Below are 15,279 nucleotides of genomic sequence, written 5' to 3' on the forward strand. Positions count from 1 at the left end.
GGCTCCAGTTCGACAAGATCAACGGCGCCTTCGAGGCGCCGTTTTTGTTTCCGGGGTCAAGCAGTTTGCTTGAGAGCCATCTCCGCGTCGCGCTTGATGCGCTTGACCATCGAGCGCAGACCGTTGGCGCGCTGCGGCGACAGATGTTCGTCGAGGCCGAGCGACTTCAGCGTCGCCTCGGCGTCGGTTTCCAGGATCTGGCTGGCGGACCGTCCCGAAAACAACGCCAGCATGATGGCGACCAGGCCGCGCACGATATGGGCGTCCGAATCGCCAGTGAAGGTGATGACGGGATCGGCGCCCGGGGCTTGTTCAGTGGTCAGCCAGACCTGGCTGACGCAGCCAGGCACCTTGTTCACGGCATTGCGTTCGGCGTCGGGAAATGGCGGCAGCGCTTCGCCGAGCTCGATCACATAGCGATAGCGGTCTTCCCACTCGTCGAGCAGGGAAAAGTCGTCGCGGATCATCTGGATCGTCGTGGCCATTGCTTGGGATATAGTCATCCGCGGCTGCGGCGTCACGGAAAAAGAAGAAAAACACCGCAGGCGCCGAGAGGTCCGACCGGCCTGCGGTGTCGCTGTAGAGACAGCGGAAACGGTGTTAGTTCTTCGCCACCAGGCTGGCAGGGATGTTGACGGTCGCCGGCAGCACAATGTCCTCGGCGACGCTGCCGGTGGCCAGTGAGGTATCGGGCGACGTCTCGGGCTCGGTGCCCTTGTCGTCCAGCATGGCGGCGGCGATCTTGGCGGTTTCCTTGGCCCGGGCGCTGATCGTATGCATCGCCGACTTGCCGGTCTCGCAGACATCGGGCTTGCGCTCGCAAATGCCGGCGATGTCGCCGACCGCCTCGCGCGCCGCAAAGAGTGCCTGGATCGGCCCGACGCTCTCGTGGCCCTCTTCGTCGGAGCCGACGCTCAGTGGCAGCGCCAGCAGCACCAGCGAAAACCAGAACGCCATTCTTATCAGAAAGCCCATCGAATTGCCCTCTCGTCCATGACCGGATCATGCGTCCATGCGCCATGACCTCTTTTATCTCAGCGACAATGACACATGAGGCGCAAAGGACGGCTTGCTTGCTCAGCGAAAATTTTCCTCAAATTTTAGGCAAATTCGAAACGAAGCATTTTGCAATGCATTGGTTTCAAACGCCGGCGGTTCTCTTCACCTTGCACTAACCATCTAAGCGATTGTTATGAATGGATATATCCAGAGGTGCTGGCATGCCGGCGCAGGATTTTGCCGCCGCAGGCACGCCTTTTGCACATAACGCTCCGTTTACTATGGCCGCAAATGGCGGTGCATTCTGGCGCCTGCGCCGCAATTTTTGCCGCAGGGAGGTCGTTGTTCCGGTCAGCCTTATTCATTCCTTAAACGCTCGATGCGAGTTTCAAACAAACAAAAACGACCTGCAAAGCAGGGGCAGTCACGACCGGGTGCGAGTGCGTTGAGTTGAGTTTGATAAAGGCCAGATATCTTGAACTGCCTGGCGCGCTGGCGGCCGGTTGCGAACGCATGGTCCATCCGGCCATCGTTGGCCGGGACGACCGCCTGCGCCAGCGCCGGTTCATCGGCATCATGCTTGCCGCTCCGTTCTTTGCCGCGGGTGCCGCGGTGACACTGGTCACCTCGGGCATGGGTGCCGCCGTCACCGTCGCAACAATCTTCGCCGCCTTCGGTCTTTGCTGGTTCGCCGCCTTGCTGGTGGCGGCGTCGGGCAAAATGGCGCTGGCCGCCCAGGTCGCGCTTGCCGCCGGCGGTCTTGCCCTTGCCGGCGCCATCGCGGCAGCAGGCGGCCTGGCGTCGCCGGTTGCGCTGCTGGCTCTGGCGCTGCCATTCGAAGCCTGGTGGATCGCTGGGTCAAAGCGCGCGGCACTTTGGGGCGGCATTTCCGCCCTTGCCGCGGTGCTGCTGCAGCCCTTTGTCGGCACTATCGTCCCGCTCGGCGCGGTGCAAGTCGCGGTGTGGCACTGGCTTCTGCCGCTGGCCTGGGGGCTGACGCTGGTTCCCCGGCTTGCAGCCCTTGGCGATGCCGCACGCGCGCCGGCGCTCCTTCCAAGCGACCGCCTCGAGGACATGATCGACGCCGTTGTCCTGCATGTTGCCCGGCATGGCGAGGTCCAGGATGCCTCGGCCAAGGCGCGCACCATCCTGAAGCTGCCGCCGGAACTGCTTTTCGGCGCCGGCCTGTTTGACCGCATTCATCTGTCCGATCGCGTTGCTTATCTGAGCGCGCTTGCCGACCTGCGCGATGGCGCCCTGGCGCGGCGGCTCGATCTTCGGGTACGGCTGCCCCAGGACGGCAATGCTCCGATGGCCGACAATTACCGGCCATTCCAGCTCGAACTGGTTCGGTCCGAAGAGCAGCAGGAAACCTTCACCCTGCTGCTGCGCGAGAACGACGAGATCGCCGAACTGCGCGACGAGCTTGCCGCCGCCAATGAGGCGGCAGCGTCGGCCGAGGTGGCGAAAGGCCGCTTCCTGGCCGTGGTCAGCCACGAGCTTCGCACGCCGCTCAACGCCATCATCGGTTTTTCCGATATGCTGCTGCACGAGATGTTCGGCGGCTTCAAGGACCCGCGCCAGAAGGAATATGTCGGCCTGGTCAGGGATTCGGGCCAGCATCTGCTTGCCGTCGTCACCTCGATCCTGGACGTCTCGAGGATCGAGGCCGGCGCCTACGCAACCGAGCCCGAACCGTTCCGCTTCATCGAGGCGGTCGAGATGTGCCAGTCGATGATGCAGTTGCAGGCCAACGCCAAGAATATCGACCTCCAGGCGCAGATTGCGCCGGACGCCGGCGAGATCAATGCCGACCGTCGCGCCGTGCAGCAGATCCTGATCAACCTCGTCTCCAATGCGATCAAGTTTACGCCAGATGGCGGCGATGTTGTCGTTGGCGCCAAGCGGATTGGCTCGCGGCTGCATTTCTGGGTCAGGGACACCGGCATCGGTATCGCCGAAGAGGATTTCGCCAATCTCGGCAAGCCCTTCATGCAGATCCAGAATGACTATACGCGCCGCTTTGAGGGCACCGGGCTCGGCCTGTCGCTGGTCAAGGGCCTGGTGGCCTTGCACGACGGCACGATGTCGATCGAGAGCATGCCGGGCGAGGGGACCACGGTCACGATCAGCCTGCCGGTGAACGGGCCGAAGAAGCGCGCGACCGACAGGAACGGCGTGCTGCCGATGCCCGCGACCAGGACGAAGGGCGACGCGAAAGGGGACAGGAATGGCTCGCTCCGCAAAACAGCCTAAGGCGGTCAAGCGCCGCAGCGGCGCTTTCGAGGCCGGCGCGATTGCGCTCGGCGGAGCGATCTCGCGCAATCCGGTCCTGGTCGGCGGCTCGACAGCCTTTCTGGTGACGCTGTTCTACGTTTCCGCCAACGCGCTGTGGTACCAGCCGTTTCCGCATGCCGGTGCCTTCTTCGCCACTCGCAGCATCGAGGGTTTTCCGCACCCCGGCACGGACGAACCCGAAACCACCATCAACATACTGCGGCCTGGCCCGGCTCCGGCCAAGAGCGACCCAACGGTCGAGCAGGTGCAAGGCATCCTCAAGGACCTCGATTTCTACACCGGCACCGTCGACGGCATTTCCGGGCCGAATACCCACAAGGCCATCCAGGCCTACCAGCAGAAGGTCGGTCTGCCGGCATCCGGCGAGATCGACGCCGTCCTGCTCGACCAGCTCGGCGCCAAGCAGACGACGGCGGGTATTCCCCATCCGGTGCCGCGGCCCGTGGATATGGCTGCTGCTCCCGCTGCCGCGCCCGAGGCTGCCCCCGCGCCAATTCCGGTCTCAGCACCGGCATCCGCCCAGGCGCCCGATCCTCGCATCGTCAAGATCCAGGCCGGGTTGAAGGCATTCGGCAATGACGACATGCAGCTCGACGGCGTCGTCGGCGCCCGCACCAAGGCCGCGATCAAGGAATTCCAGTCGCTGTTCGGCCTGCCGCAGACCGGCGAGCCGGACGAGGTCGTCTACGTCAAGATGCGCGAAATCGGCCTGACCAACTGAGCGGGCCGGACGACCGCTCGCCGATGGGCAAAAATCCGGCTAAGACCCTGCGCATGTCGTCCGGAACCCTGCCATGCGCGTAACCACCGATCTATGGGTGTCGGCCCTGTTGCGCCGCGTGTTCGGCGCCGGCGGCTTTGCGGCCGTCGTCAAGCGCGGCGCGACCGAGGCCGGCACTGTCTTCGTGCTGTCGCGCGGCCGGCTGGGCGAGGTCTCCCTGTTCGGCCCGGCGCCGCAGACGAGCTACGATTCGGCCAAACCGGATGACCGGTTTTTCACGCTGCTCGGCTCTGGTGAAGACGCCAGCGTACTCGACGCCAGGCTGGAGCGGGAGAAAAAATTCGATCCCGATATCTGGGTGGTCGAGATCGAGGCCGGTTCGGTTCCCGTCGAGGAGCTTCTCTCCGTCAAGACGCCTTGAGGCTGGCCCCTAAACTGGCCTTGTCGCCATCCGGCACCTGGTCGGCGTTTGCGGCTACTGGTGCGTTGCCGCGCACCGCTCGCGACACTGTTTCGGCCTTCCAGCCGCGGAGCTTTTCGAGAGCCGCCTCGTGGTGCAGCAGCCGGTAGCGGTCGAGGAAGTTGCGGATCGCCTGCGGGTGCGGGAATTCCCGGGGGTGGACGGCGACCGTGATCAGGAATGCCCTGTCCTCGCTGAGGTCGAGCGCCCGCAAGGCGGCAAGCAGCGAGAGGTAGCTCGACTGCTCGGTCAGCGCGCGCGCCGTCGAAAAGTCGATGTCGAGCGCGTCGGCAAGCGCGGTCTGGAAGAAAGCGGCGTTGCCGGTCAGCGCCGTCTCGCGCAGCTTGCCGTAGGTTGCTGAGCCGACGAAGGGATTGACCGATGTCGCCTCGCCCTCGGCGAGCATCATCGAGCGTAGCCGGCGCCTGGCGTTTTCGGCAGCGCTGCCGGACAGTTTGGGTGGGCTGGGAGCGGTGGGAGCGGATTCGGCGCTGTCGCCCGCCACTTCGGCGATAGACTCGGGCTGCCGCACCCGCACCAGGGTTGGTTTCTCCAGCGCCTTGATCAGCTGCGCGATGGTCGGGTTCAAATCCTTGCGGCGGGCAATGGCGCGCGCGTGCGGCAGGCCGTGACGGCCGATCAGCGCAATCAGGTCGATATCGCTCAGGGCGCGGGAACGGACCAGTAATGGCGCGCAGACATCGACCGGCTCCTCGCAAAGCCGCCGCACCAGGGCAGCCGGCGCATATTCGCATTCGGAGAGGGCAGCGGCGACATAGCGGCGCGATTCGACCGACACAGTCTCGAAAAGCGGCAGCGTCAGATCCTCGAGCTGGGCGATCTCGCGGCGTGACGGGCGGGTCAGCGAGCAGAACGCCGACACGGCGGCGCGAAACAGCCTTTCGGCTTTTCCCGATTCCGTCCGTATAGCGATTTGCCTGAAATCCGAAACTGACACGGAAGATACGCCCGACACTCGACACGACCCGGACCATGCTCAACCGCAACTGTGTCGGTTTCGCGTAAGGCCTGGAACAAACATCAAATTAGCGGCGATCCGTTAGCGCTCCGTTAACCCTCTGCCTGCCTTAATCACATTTGGAGGCGTTGCGTTGTGCTCCGGGGCAACCGAGAGGAATACGCGAACCATGGGCATGGTACTGTCTTTCGTGCCGCGACCGGCACCAGTCAATCGAGCAGTTCAGGACACCGGCACGCCGGCGGCGGTGATCATTTTCCCAGGCGTCCGCTACGAGCATCCGCCATTGGCGGGCGAGGCGCGGCCGGCCGGTCCCGACAAGCCAGGCACACCACGGACGCCTGTTCCGCACCACTGAGCCGGCTTCTTACAAGGGCTTCTCAAGGCTGAAATCAGTAGTCCTGCAGCTCGCAGGAGCTCTGCTCCAGGAACTGCGACACCACCGGCTTCCAGCTGTCGTCGGGCACGAAGGCACGGATGACGAAGATGCCTTCCTCGATCGGCGCTTCGACGAAGATCGCCCCTTGCAGGTCTTCCGGAAGCTCCCGGCGCACGTCGATCATCTGCGCCGGCGTCAGCACCACGGTGTCGAGCTTGCTGTCCGTTGCGGTGTGGTCGTTGAAGGAATAGAAATTGTGGCCGTTGCGGTCATAGACCGACACCGACCAGAACGGCACGCTGCCCGGCGCCTTGATCCGCACTATGCCTTCGGCAAGGTCGAAGCGGCAGGCGGCGGCGTAAAACAGCGGATCGACCGACTTCACCACAGGGGCGCCGCCGGCCTCGGCGTCGAGCCTGGTCATCTTGTAGAGGTCGGATGCCGTAGCCAGCCGTGACCAGGCGTCGCGCTCGGTAAACTCCGGCACCAGCAAAAGCACCACGATGTGGACGATGCCGGCACCGAGCAGGCCGAGCAGGATGGCGTGCAGCAGCCTACGCATTGCAGCCCGCCTTGACGATACGGGGCAGCGTCACGTCGGAAAGGCCGGTGCTCGAGGCGATCGGCGTGTCGTAGAAGGTGAGCACGAAATACATCCGGCCAAAGCCTTCGGTCAGAAGCCAGTTGCCGGGCGCCGGGCGATTGCCGACGGCAATGATCACCGAATTGTCGGGCTGGCGCAGCACCTGGTAGGATTGCAGTGCTGCCAGGCGCGGCTTGCCGGTGTCGACCACGCTGAGCGACTGGTCGGCGGCATAAAGCGTCCAGAACCGGGCGGTCGGGAAACTGCCTTCGATCCTGTAGTCGCATTGCCGCTGAAGCTCGTCGCCGGCCGCATCGCGTTCGGCGATGAAGGACAAGCCTTCCGCCTTGCCGAGCGCCAGTACGCCCTCGCGCGCCACGCGCGCCTTCGAATAGGGGTCGGCATCTTGGGTGCCGATCTCGGGGAAGGCGGTCCATTGGCCGATGCTGATCGCGCCGACACCGCTCTGCGCCTGCAGCGCATACCAGACGCTGCCGCCGCCGCCGCCGATGGCAATGGCAAGCGAAAGCAGCGTGAAAAAGGCGGTCTTGAGCATGAAGAACCGGGACGAAGGAAGGAGTTGTTGGTCGGGATATCGCGGGCGAGGGGTTTGTGGCAAGCCAGTAGCGAAATTGCAGATAGGCAGTAGGTGGGCGGCGCTCCCCCTTCTCCCCTTGTGGGAGAAGGTGGCCTCGCGAAGCGAGGTCGGATGAGGGGTGCTCCAGCTTGGCGGCGACGGCTCTCCGTCACCCACCCCTCAACCGTCTCGGCGCTGCGCGCCGATCCACCTTCTCCCACAAGGGAGAAGGAAAAGCCGCGTTGGTCAAAGCGCCGACAGGGTCTCCGGCGCCGATGGTGCGACCAGCACGGGCGCGGCCTGGAACACCTTGGTCATTTCGCGCAGTGTCTGCGTCGTGCGGCTGGACAGCACGGGCGGGCGCTCGGCGGCGGCATCCGGTGCCGCCTGATCGGCGTTTTTCTTCTCCGCCTCCTCGGCCTTGGCGGCGATTTCTTCGTCGACAAAGGGCTTGTCGAGGCCGGGGATCGGCTTCAGGTCGATGTTCTGGTGCGCGTAGACCATCAGCCGCTGCCACACCATCGCCGGCAACGTACCGCCCGTCATGTTGCGGGTCGGGGTGAAGTCGTCATTGCCGAGCCAGACAGCGGCCGTGTAGTTGCCGGTGAAGCCGACGAACCAGGCGTCGCGGTAGGATTGCGTCGTTCCGGTCTTGCCGGCAACGACGATGTTGGGCAGCTGCGCGCGCCGCGCCGTGCCGATCGCCGGCACGGCCGCCAGCATGGTGTTCATGTATTTCAACGCCTGTTCCGACAAAACCCGATGCGGCGCAGGCGCATCCTTGGCCCAGTCGTAGACGACATCGCCGGTGCGGGTGACGAGCTGGGTAATGCCGTGCCGCGAGCCGGCGAAGCCGTCCTGCGCGAACACGCTGTAGCCCGTCGCCTGGTCCATCACCGTCATGCCCGATGTGCCGAGCACCATGGTCTTGTGCGATTCCAGCGGCGATTCCACGCCGAATGATTCCGCCATCGCCTTGATCGGACCGATGCCGAGATAGTCCTTGGCCAGCCGCACCGGCACGGTGTTGATCGACTTGGCGATCGCCGTGATCAGCGTCACATTGCCGGCCGAGCCGCCATTGTAATTGTGCGGCGACCAGCCGCCCCAACTGATCGGCCCGCCCGAGACGACGGAGTCCGGGGTGAAGCCATGCTCCATCGCGGTGGCGTAAACGTAGGGTTTGAAGGATGAACCGGTCTGGCGCAGCGCCTTGGTGGCGCGGTTGAACTGGCTGGCGCCATAGTCGCGGCCGCCGACAATGGCGCGCACCGCGCCATTGGTCTCGATCACCACAACGGCGCCTTCGGTGACGTTGTATTCCTTGCCGAACTGGCGGAGGTGGAATTCGACGGATTCTTCCGCCGCCTTCTGGATGTTGGCGTCGAATGTGGTGTGGGCGACCAGCGAATGCTGGCCGGGCTTGGCGATCTTCTTGACCTCGTCGAAGGCCCAGTCGAGGAAATAATCCGGGCTCTTCTGCTCGCCGCGGTCGACGATCTCGGCAGGGTGCAGCCGTGCCTGCAACACCTGGCCTTCTGTCATGAAGCCGGAATCGACGAGGTTGGACAGCACCACATTGGCGCGGGCGCGGGCAGCCGGCAGGTTGATGTGCGGGGCGTATTTGGTCGGCGCCTTGAACAGGCCGGCCAGCATCGCCGCCTCGGCGAGGTTCAGATCCTTGACGCTCTTGCCAAAATAGAAATCCGCCGCCGCCTCGATGCCGAACGTGCCGCCGCCCATATAGGCGCGGTCGAGATAGAGCTGCAGAATCTCCTTCTTCGACAGATTGGCCTCCAGCCACAGCGAAAGGAAAGCTTCCTTGATCTTGCGCTGCAAGGTCCGCTCATTCGACAGGAACAGGTTCTTGGCCAACTGCTGGGTGATGCTGGAGCCACCCTGGACGACGGAATTGGCCCGCACATTCTCGAAGATGGCGCGCGACAGGCCGAGCACGTCGATGCCGTAATGCTCGAAGAAACGCCGGTCCTCGGTCGCCAGCACCGCCTTGATGACATGGTCCGGCATCTCGTCGACCGGCACCGAATCGCGCTGGATGATGCCGCGCTGGCCGATCTCGTTGCCGTAGCGGTCGAGGAAGGTGACGGCGAAATCGCCCTGGCTGCGCCAGTCGCCTGTGGTGATCTGGAAGGCCGGCATGGCCAGCGCCAGGAGCACCACAAAGCCGCCGGCGCCCATGGTGAAACTTTCGCTTAGCACCTCGATGATGCCGCGCCGCCAGCCGGTGACGCGGAAGCGCCGCGAAAAAATGGTCGCCGATTCCCAGAACTGGCCGGCCTTGAAGCGGATCTCGTAGAGCGAGGAATCGATCCACGCATCCACCGCCAGCAGTGCGGCGGCGATCGGACCTCTTCTCCTTGGACGTCGTTCTAAAGGACTGGCCATTCCCGAAACTCACCCCACCCAGGACCTGAGAACCGCAAGCGGGCAATTTCAGGGCGGGCACACCCGACGAAGACTATTCATCCATTTCAGCCCCGCTCACAAGGGCAGCCGGGCCACACCGCACGGTTTGCTGACCGCCAACCGCTATTCTATCAGCGCGCAGCGATGAAGTGCATAAAATGCGCTACATCCGCATCGCTCGGCTCCTGGCCGGTGAAGGCGCGCAGATAGGCGGCGAGATGGCTGACCCGCGCCTCGACCGGCTCCTTGAGGTCGAGCACGTAATAGCCGATCTGCATGTAGTAGAGCACGCGCGCCCGGATGAAGGCGTCTTCCTCGTCATAGCCGTGGCGGCGATACATCTCGCGGATGGCGCCAAGACGGTCGTTGGCACAAGGGTCGGCGCGTCGGCTTCGTCACCTCCGGTGGCTATGGTTACACGATTGGCAAAAGCGTCGCGCTGGCGTTGGTCGACGACGATTTCGCCGGGGAGGGAACCGACCTTTCGGTGCACATTGTCGGCGTCGAGCGGCCTGCACGTGTCATCGCGGCTTCACCCTACGACCCTGACGGCAAGGCAATGAGGCAATGAGGAGTGGTGGCCATGGTCGATGATGTCATAAGGGAGACCAGGCGCGAGCGCCGGCACGGACACACCGGTGAGGCCGGCAGCGGGTCGAGCCGCCACCCGAATTATCGTTCGCTCAAAAACCCGTTCCTGCCGCAGCCGGTGTTTTCGGACGATCGCGTCGTCGCTATCCACCACACGGCGCTGCGCGTACTGGAAGAGCTCGGCATCAAGGCGCTGCTGCCCGAGGCGCGCGCGATTTACGCGAAAGCCGGTGCGCTGGTCGATGAGGACAGCCAGATGGTGCGCATCGGTCGAGACATCGTCGCGGCCGCACTGGCCTCGGCGCCAAAGTCGATCCCGGCGCTGGCCGGCGATCGCAGCCGAGACCTCACGCTCGAACTCGGCTCCATGACCTTCCTCGCCGGCGCTGGCGCACCTAACGTCACCGATCTCGAACGCGGCCGCCGGCCGGGCACGCTCGCCGCCTTCGAGGAATTGACCAAGCTCATCCAGCATTTCGACGTACTGCATATGCTTTGCCCCTGCATCGAGCCGCAGGATGTCGACAACCGTTTACGCCACTATGCCGTCAACCGCGCGCAGTTGACGCTGTCCGACAAGTTCCCCTTTGTCTTCGCTCGTGGAACGCCGCAGGTCGAGGATGGGTTTGAGATGATCCGGCTGGCGCGCGGGCTGTCAGAGGATGAATTCCGCGCTGGCGCCCATTGCTACACCATCATCAACACCAATTCACCGCGCCAGCTCGACATTCCGATGGCGCAAGGCATCATCGACTTCGCCCGCGCCGGGCAGGTCCTGGTCATCACGCCGTTCTGCCTGGCCGGGGCCATGGCGCCGATCACGGTCGCCGGCGCGCTGACGCTGCAGCATGCCGAGGCGCTCGCCGGTCTGGCACTGGCGCAGATCGTGCGCCCGGGCGCACCCGTGCTTTACGGTTCCTTCTCCTCCAATGTCGACATGAAGTCGGGCGCGCCGGCATTCGGCACGCCCGAACACGTCAAGGCGACACTTGGGGCCGGCCAACTGGCGCGCTTCATCGGCCTTCCCTGGCGTTCGGGTGCTGGCAGTGCCGCCAACATTTCCGATGCGCAGGCAGCTCATGAGTCGCAGTTCGCCCTTTGGGGTTCGGTGCTTGCCGGCGCCACCGTCTGCATCCACGCCGCGGGCTGGCTAGAGGGTGGCCTGAGTGTCTCTTTCGAAAAGCTGATCACCGACATCGAGGCAGTGCAGTCGATTGCCGAGCTTTGTGCGGCAACTCCTGGCGACGACGACGCGATCGGTTTCGAGGCCATCGCCGAAGTCCAGCCGGGTGGGCATTTCTTCTCGACCGGCCACACCATGGCGCGCTACCGCACCGCCTTCTATGAGCCGCTGGTCGCCGACTGGTCGAATTTCGGCAACTGGACGCAGTCCGGTTCGAAGTCGGCCACCGAACGCGCCACCGGCATCTGGAAGCGGGCGCTTGCCGACTTCCAGCCACCGGCTTCGGCGGCTGCTACATCAGGTATTCTCGATGAATTCATAGCGCGGCGCACCGAACAGGGCGGGGCAGCACCGGTCTCGTGAAAGGAACGCAACGGCAATGATAATCTGCTGGGCCGCCGGGATATTGACCGGGCGGTCCTTTTTTTCACGCTATATGCACGCGGCCCGGCTCACGGGCCGGCGTATCGCTCTCAGCGATCAGTGGAGCCCGCCGCCCACGCGCCGGGCCCCTCCTTTGTCGTCACCGATCACGCATGCGCGTGCGGGTGATGAACGTCCCAGACTGCCCAGGCCGATGCGAGAACCACCAGCACGCCAAGAACCACATGGGTTCCCATTGCGTTTGCGTTCGCCATAAAACCAAGCAGCCAGGGCGAGACGATCAGCCAGAGCCCGAGAACAAGATTCACCCACTCTTCCCACTCGGCGAATACGGAAAGCGTCGCGAAAGCCAGCGCACCGAGCACAACGCCAACAATCCAGGCGTTGTAAGCGGCAGTGGTTTCAGCGGCGAAGCCGACTATCCAGGGTGAGACGAACAGGCAAACGGCAAGGATCAGATTAATCAAATCCTGGCCACGTTTTCCTTCCATGAGTTTATTGGCCATGACAACCTCCATAGAGAAGCTTGACCAAAGCACTACGTTTCGCGTGCACCGCACGCTTAGTTGTTGATATAATTACGCTTCAAATGACCTTCAAGGACCTGCCCCAGGGCGGCCGATGGCTGCGAATTCATGGCGTAGCTATCGAACAGGGTCGGGGCGGCCTCTAGAGGGTCAACGCAGGATGGCAACCGCCCGGCGCGAATAGGTGGTGTCGTCGAGTTGGCCGAGCATGAAGGCCGCCACATCGGCACGCGTCAATGTCGGCAGCAGGGATGCTGCCCGAATATCATTGCCGTGGCGGAATTCACCGGTTGCCGCACCGTTTGTGAGCTTGGGCGGCCGCACGATGGTCCAGTCGAGGCTGGATTGGACGATAAGCTTTTCCTTCGCCTCGTGATCGGCCACTTCGTTACGCAGCACAAGCGGCACTAGGACACCGCCGAGCAGCGGCCCCAATTGCCGCCGGCTGTCGCGGACGCCAAGGAACGAAAGATAGATGAGCCGGGCAGGGCCGGTCCGCTGCATGGCATCGACGATGAAGCCGATACCGGCAACCACAGCCGGGTCGTGTTTCAGCGGCACGCCGACCCCGAGACAGCTGAAAACTGCCTCATGCCCGCTAACGGCGTGCGTCACCGCCTGGTGATCGGCGACATCTCCGACGATCACCCTCAGGTTTTCATGGCTGACGGCAAGCTTGCTCGGGGTGCGAGCGAAGGCGGTAACCGCATGGCCTTTTGCCAGCGCCGCCGAGACGAGGACGCGCCCAGTCGCACCTGAGGCACCAAAGATGAGCAGTTTCATCATCCGCTCCCCTGGAACTGATCAGCCTGCCGCGCCCCTGAGGAACGCGCCACCGGCTCACATCGGGCGCTTGTCGCCGGCCTTTTGGGGATCGCGGCGGGTTGTGCCGGTATCGGTCTGTCTGTGCTTGTCGGCGGCAATCCTGCGGATGCGGTCGAAGCGGCTTTCCTCGGCCGGCTTGGTCGCCGGAACGCCATTTGGCTTTGGTACGAAGGTAATCATCTGTCGATCTCCCTGTCGTTGCTGACTGCTGACTGGCGGAAATCCTTGGCGCGCCGGGGGAAATGCTCCCGGCGGCCGTTTTTCTGTGTATGCCCGTCCGGCTTTCCCGGGCGGGCAATTTCAGGCGGTGGTCAGTAGCCGCCCATGCCGCCGCCGCCACCACCTGCCGGTGCCGCATCCTTCGGCGGAACGTCGGTGATCATCGCTTCGGCGGTGATCAGAAGCGCTGCGATCGAGCCGGCATCCTGCAGTGCGGTGCGCACCACTTTCGCCGGATCGACGATGCCCGCCTTGATCATGTCGACATAGACCTCGTTCTGGGCGTCAAAGCCCTGATTGTGATCCTTGCTGTCGGAGAGCTTGCCGACGACGATCGAGCCTTCGACGCCGGAATTCTCGGCGATCTGGCGGATCGGCGCCTCGAGCGCCCGCAGCACGATCGAAATGCCCGCGGTGACATCGGCATTGGCGCCGGTCAGGCCGGCAAGCGCCGACCTTGCGCGCAGCAAGGCCACGCCGCCGCCGGGCACGATGCCTTCTTCAACCGCCGCGCGCGTGGCGTTCAGTGCGTCGTCGATGCGGTCCTTCTTTTCCTTCACTTCCGACTCGGTGACGCCGCCGACACGGATGACGGCAACGCCGCCGGCAAGCTTGGCCAGCCGCTCCTGCAACTTCTCCTTGTCATAGTCGGACGTCGTCTCTTCGATCTGCCCCTTGATCTGGGCGATGCGCGCCTGGATGGTCGCCTTGGTGCCGGCGCCGTCGATGATCGTGGTGGTGTCCTTCTCGATCAGCACCCGCTTGGCGCGACCGAGCATCTCGATGGTGACGTTTTCGAGCTTGATACCGAGATCCTCGGAAATCATCTGGCCCGATGTCAGCACCGCGATGTCTTCCAGCATCGCCTTGCGGCGGTCGCCGAAACCTGGCGCCTTGACGGCCGCGACCTTCAGGCCGCCGCGCAGTTTGTTGACGACCAACGTCGCCAGCGCCTCGCCCTCGACGTCTTCCGAAATGATCAGCAGCGGCCGGCCGCTCTGCACCACCGCCTCGAGGATCGGCAGCATCGCCTGCAGATTGCCGAGCTTCTTCTCGTGGATGAGGACGTAAGGCTCTTCCAATTCGACGCGCATCTTGTCGGCATTGGTGACGAAATAGGGCGAGAGATAGCCGCGGTCGAACTGCATGCCTTCGACGACGTCGAGTTCGGTGTCGGCGGTCTTGGCTTCCTCGACGGTGATGACGCCGTCATTGCCGACCTTGTCCATCGCCTTGGCGATCATGGCGCCGACGGTGGCGTCGCCATTGGCGGCGATGGTGCCGACCTGGGCGATCTCGGCCGACGACTTGACCTTCTTGGCCTTCGCCTTGATGTCTTTAACCACGGCGGCGACAGCCTGGTCGATGCCGCGCTTGAGATCCATCGGGTTCATGCCGGCGGCAACGAGCTTGGCGCCTTCGCGCAGAATCGAGGCGGCCAGCACCGTGGCGGTGGTGGTGCCGTCACCGGCTAGGTCGTTGGTCTTCGAAGCCACTTCGCGCACCATCTGCGCGCCCATGTTCTCGAACTTGTCGGCAAGCTCGATTTCCTTGGCGACGGTGACGCCGTCCTTGGTGATGCGCGGCGCGCCATAGGCCTTGTCGATGATGACGTTGCGGCCCTTGGGGCCAAGCGTGACCTTCACCGCATTGTTGAGGATCTCGACGCCGCGCAGCATGCGGTCGCGCGCGTCGGTGGAGAATTTGATTTCCTTGGCAGACATTTTTTTCATCCAGTTCGCATTTGGAGTGGACCGTCACCGCGCAGATGCGCGGCGCTTCAGTCAGGCGGCCTTCTTGGCTTCGACGGCCTTTTCGATAACGCCCATGATGTCGGCTTCCTTCATGATCAGAAGGTCCTCGCCATCGATCTTGACCTCGGTGCCCGACCATTTGCCGAACAGGATCAAGTCGCCTGCCTTGACATCGAGCGGAACAAGCGCGCCGTTTTCGTCGCGTGCGCCGGGGCCGACGGCGATGACTTCGCCTTCCTGCGGCTTTTCCTTGGCATTGTCGGGAATGATGATGCCGCCCTTGGATTTGGTATCGCCTTCGGCGCGCCGGATGACGACGCGGTCGTGGAGTGGCCGAAACTTCATGAGAACTTCTTTCTGGGGCCTGCACAGG

The 15,279-nt window shown here is 63.8% G+C and carries 17 protein-coding genes and 1 pseudogene; 6 read left to right on the forward strand and 12 right to left on the reverse strand.

Features of this window, described 5'->3' with window-relative positions; all coding sequences use genetic code 11:
• Positions 1-56: 56 nt before the first annotated feature.
• Positions 57-485 carry a SufE family protein gene (locus tag JQK88_RS08210; RefSeq protein WP_192256860.1) on the reverse strand — a complete coding sequence of 143 codons (429 nt, stop codon included), beginning with the start codon at positions 483-485 and terminating at the stop codon, positions 57-59.
• 115 nt (positions 486-600) lie between these two features.
• Positions 601-975 carry a DUF5330 domain-containing protein gene (locus JQK88_RS08215; RefSeq protein ID WP_203278025.1) on the reverse strand — a complete coding sequence of 125 codons (375 nt, stop codon included), beginning with the start codon at positions 973-975 and terminating at the stop codon, positions 601-603.
• Positions 976-1,220: 245 nt separating this feature from the next.
• On the opposite strand from JQK88_RS08215, the gene JQK88_RS08220 reads away from it, so the two are divergent.
• The 4 genes from JQK88_RS08220 to JQK88_RS08235 all read left to right on the forward strand — a co-directional run bounded on the left by JQK88_RS08220 (position 1,221) and on the right by JQK88_RS08235 (position 4,439).
• Entirely contained in the window at positions 1,221-1,448 is a 228-nt protein-coding gene (locus JQK88_RS08220; RefSeq protein WP_192256580.1) for a hypothetical protein, read from the forward strand.
• 64 nt (positions 1,449-1,512) lie between these two features.
• On the forward strand, positions 1,513-3,255 hold the full coding sequence (locus JQK88_RS08225) for an ATP-binding protein (RefSeq protein WP_192256862.1): 1,743 nt from the start codon (positions 1,513-1,515) through the stop codon (positions 3,253-3,255).
• Positions 3,230-4,018 carry a peptidoglycan-binding domain-containing protein gene (locus JQK88_RS08230; RefSeq protein ID WP_203278026.1) on the forward strand — a complete coding sequence of 263 codons (789 nt, stop codon included), beginning with the start codon at positions 3,230-3,232 and terminating at the stop codon, positions 4,016-4,018. Before JQK88_RS08225 ends, JQK88_RS08230 begins: the two co-directional genes overlap by 26 nt.
• Positions 4,019-4,091: 73 nt before the next feature.
• Positions 4,092-4,439 (forward strand): DUF1491 family protein, encoded by a 348-nt coding sequence (locus tag JQK88_RS08235; protein ID WP_192256584.1) that lies wholly within the window; start codon positions 4,092-4,094, stop codon positions 4,437-4,439.
• Here JQK88_RS08235 and JQK88_RS08240 read toward each other — a convergent pair.
• From JQK88_RS08240 to JQK88_RS08260, 5 genes are all read right to left on the reverse strand, one after another.
• Positions 4,426-5,436, reverse strand: a complete 1,011-nt coding sequence (locus tag JQK88_RS08240; RefSeq protein ID WP_192256586.1) for a DUF2336 domain-containing protein — start codon at positions 5,434-5,436, stop codon at positions 4,426-4,428. The two genes, JQK88_RS08235 and JQK88_RS08240, sit on opposite strands and share 14 nt — an antisense overlap.
• A 413-nt stretch (positions 5,437-5,849) precedes the next feature.
• Entirely contained in the window at positions 5,850-6,398 is a 549-nt protein-coding gene (locus JQK88_RS08245) for a DUF1254 domain-containing protein (RefSeq protein WP_192256588.1), read from the reverse strand.
• Positions 6,391-6,975 carry a DUF1214 domain-containing protein gene (locus JQK88_RS08250; RefSeq protein ID WP_192256590.1) on the reverse strand — a complete coding sequence of 195 codons (585 nt, stop codon included), beginning with the start codon at positions 6,973-6,975 and terminating at the stop codon, positions 6,391-6,393. Before JQK88_RS08250 ends, JQK88_RS08245 begins: the two co-directional genes overlap by 8 nt.
• Before the next feature lie 267 nt (positions 6,976-7,242).
• Complete coding sequence (locus JQK88_RS08255; RefSeq protein ID WP_203278027.1) at positions 7,243-9,402, reverse strand: transglycosylase domain-containing protein; 2,160 nt, start codon at positions 9,400-9,402, stop codon at positions 7,243-7,245.
• Positions 9,403-9,554: 152 nt separating this feature from the next.
• Positions 9,555-9,764, reverse strand: coding sequence for a hypothetical protein (locus JQK88_RS08260; RefSeq protein ID WP_376740386.1), 210 nt, complete (start codon positions 9,762-9,764; stop codon positions 9,555-9,557).
• Between the two features lie 26 nt (positions 9,765-9,790).
• Here JQK88_RS08260 and JQK88_RS08265 point away from each other — a divergent pair.
• Positions 9,791-9,994, forward strand: a pseudogene (locus JQK88_RS08265) (glycine cleavage T C-terminal barrel domain-containing protein); the annotation flags it as partial.
• Positions 9,995-10,006: 12 nt separating this feature from the next.
• Positions 10,007-11,560, forward strand: coding sequence for a trimethylamine methyltransferase family protein (locus JQK88_RS08270; RefSeq protein WP_203278028.1), 1,554 nt, complete (start codon positions 10,007-10,009; stop codon positions 11,558-11,560).
• A 167-nt stretch (positions 11,561-11,727) separates the two neighbouring features.
• Here the strand turns inward: JQK88_RS08270 and JQK88_RS08275 are convergent, their stop codons facing one another.
• The 5 genes from JQK88_RS08275 to JQK88_RS08295 form a co-directional block, all read right to left on the reverse strand.
• Positions 11,728-12,087, reverse strand: coding sequence for an SPW repeat protein (locus tag JQK88_RS08275; protein ID WP_112564283.1), 360 nt, complete (start codon positions 12,085-12,087; stop codon positions 11,728-11,730).
• A gap of 171 nt (positions 12,088-12,258) precedes the next feature.
• On the reverse strand, positions 12,259-12,891 hold the full coding sequence (locus tag JQK88_RS08280) for an NAD(P)-dependent oxidoreductase (RefSeq protein WP_192256596.1): 633 nt from the start codon (positions 12,889-12,891) through the stop codon (positions 12,259-12,261).
• Between the two features lie 57 nt (positions 12,892-12,948).
• Positions 12,949-13,113: a hypothetical protein gene (locus tag JQK88_RS08285; RefSeq protein ID WP_192256598.1), complete on the reverse strand. Its 165-nt coding sequence runs from the start codon at positions 13,111-13,113 to the stop codon at positions 12,949-12,951.
• Between the two features lie 131 nt (positions 13,114-13,244).
• Positions 13,245-14,876, reverse strand: a complete 1,632-nt coding sequence (gene groL / locus JQK88_RS08290; protein WP_203278029.1) for a chaperonin GroEL — start codon at positions 14,874-14,876, stop codon at positions 13,245-13,247.
• A gap of 60 nt (positions 14,877-14,936) precedes the next feature.
• Positions 14,937-15,251, reverse strand: coding sequence for a co-chaperone GroES (locus JQK88_RS08295; protein WP_112564160.1), 315 nt, complete (start codon positions 15,249-15,251; stop codon positions 14,937-14,939).
• Positions 15,252-15,279: the final 28 nt, after the last annotated feature.

It is taken from the genome of Mesorhizobium caraganae, assembly GCF_016836705.1.
Classification (GTDB): domain Bacteria; phylum Pseudomonadota; class Alphaproteobacteria; order Rhizobiales; family Rhizobiaceae; genus Mesorhizobium; species Mesorhizobium caraganae.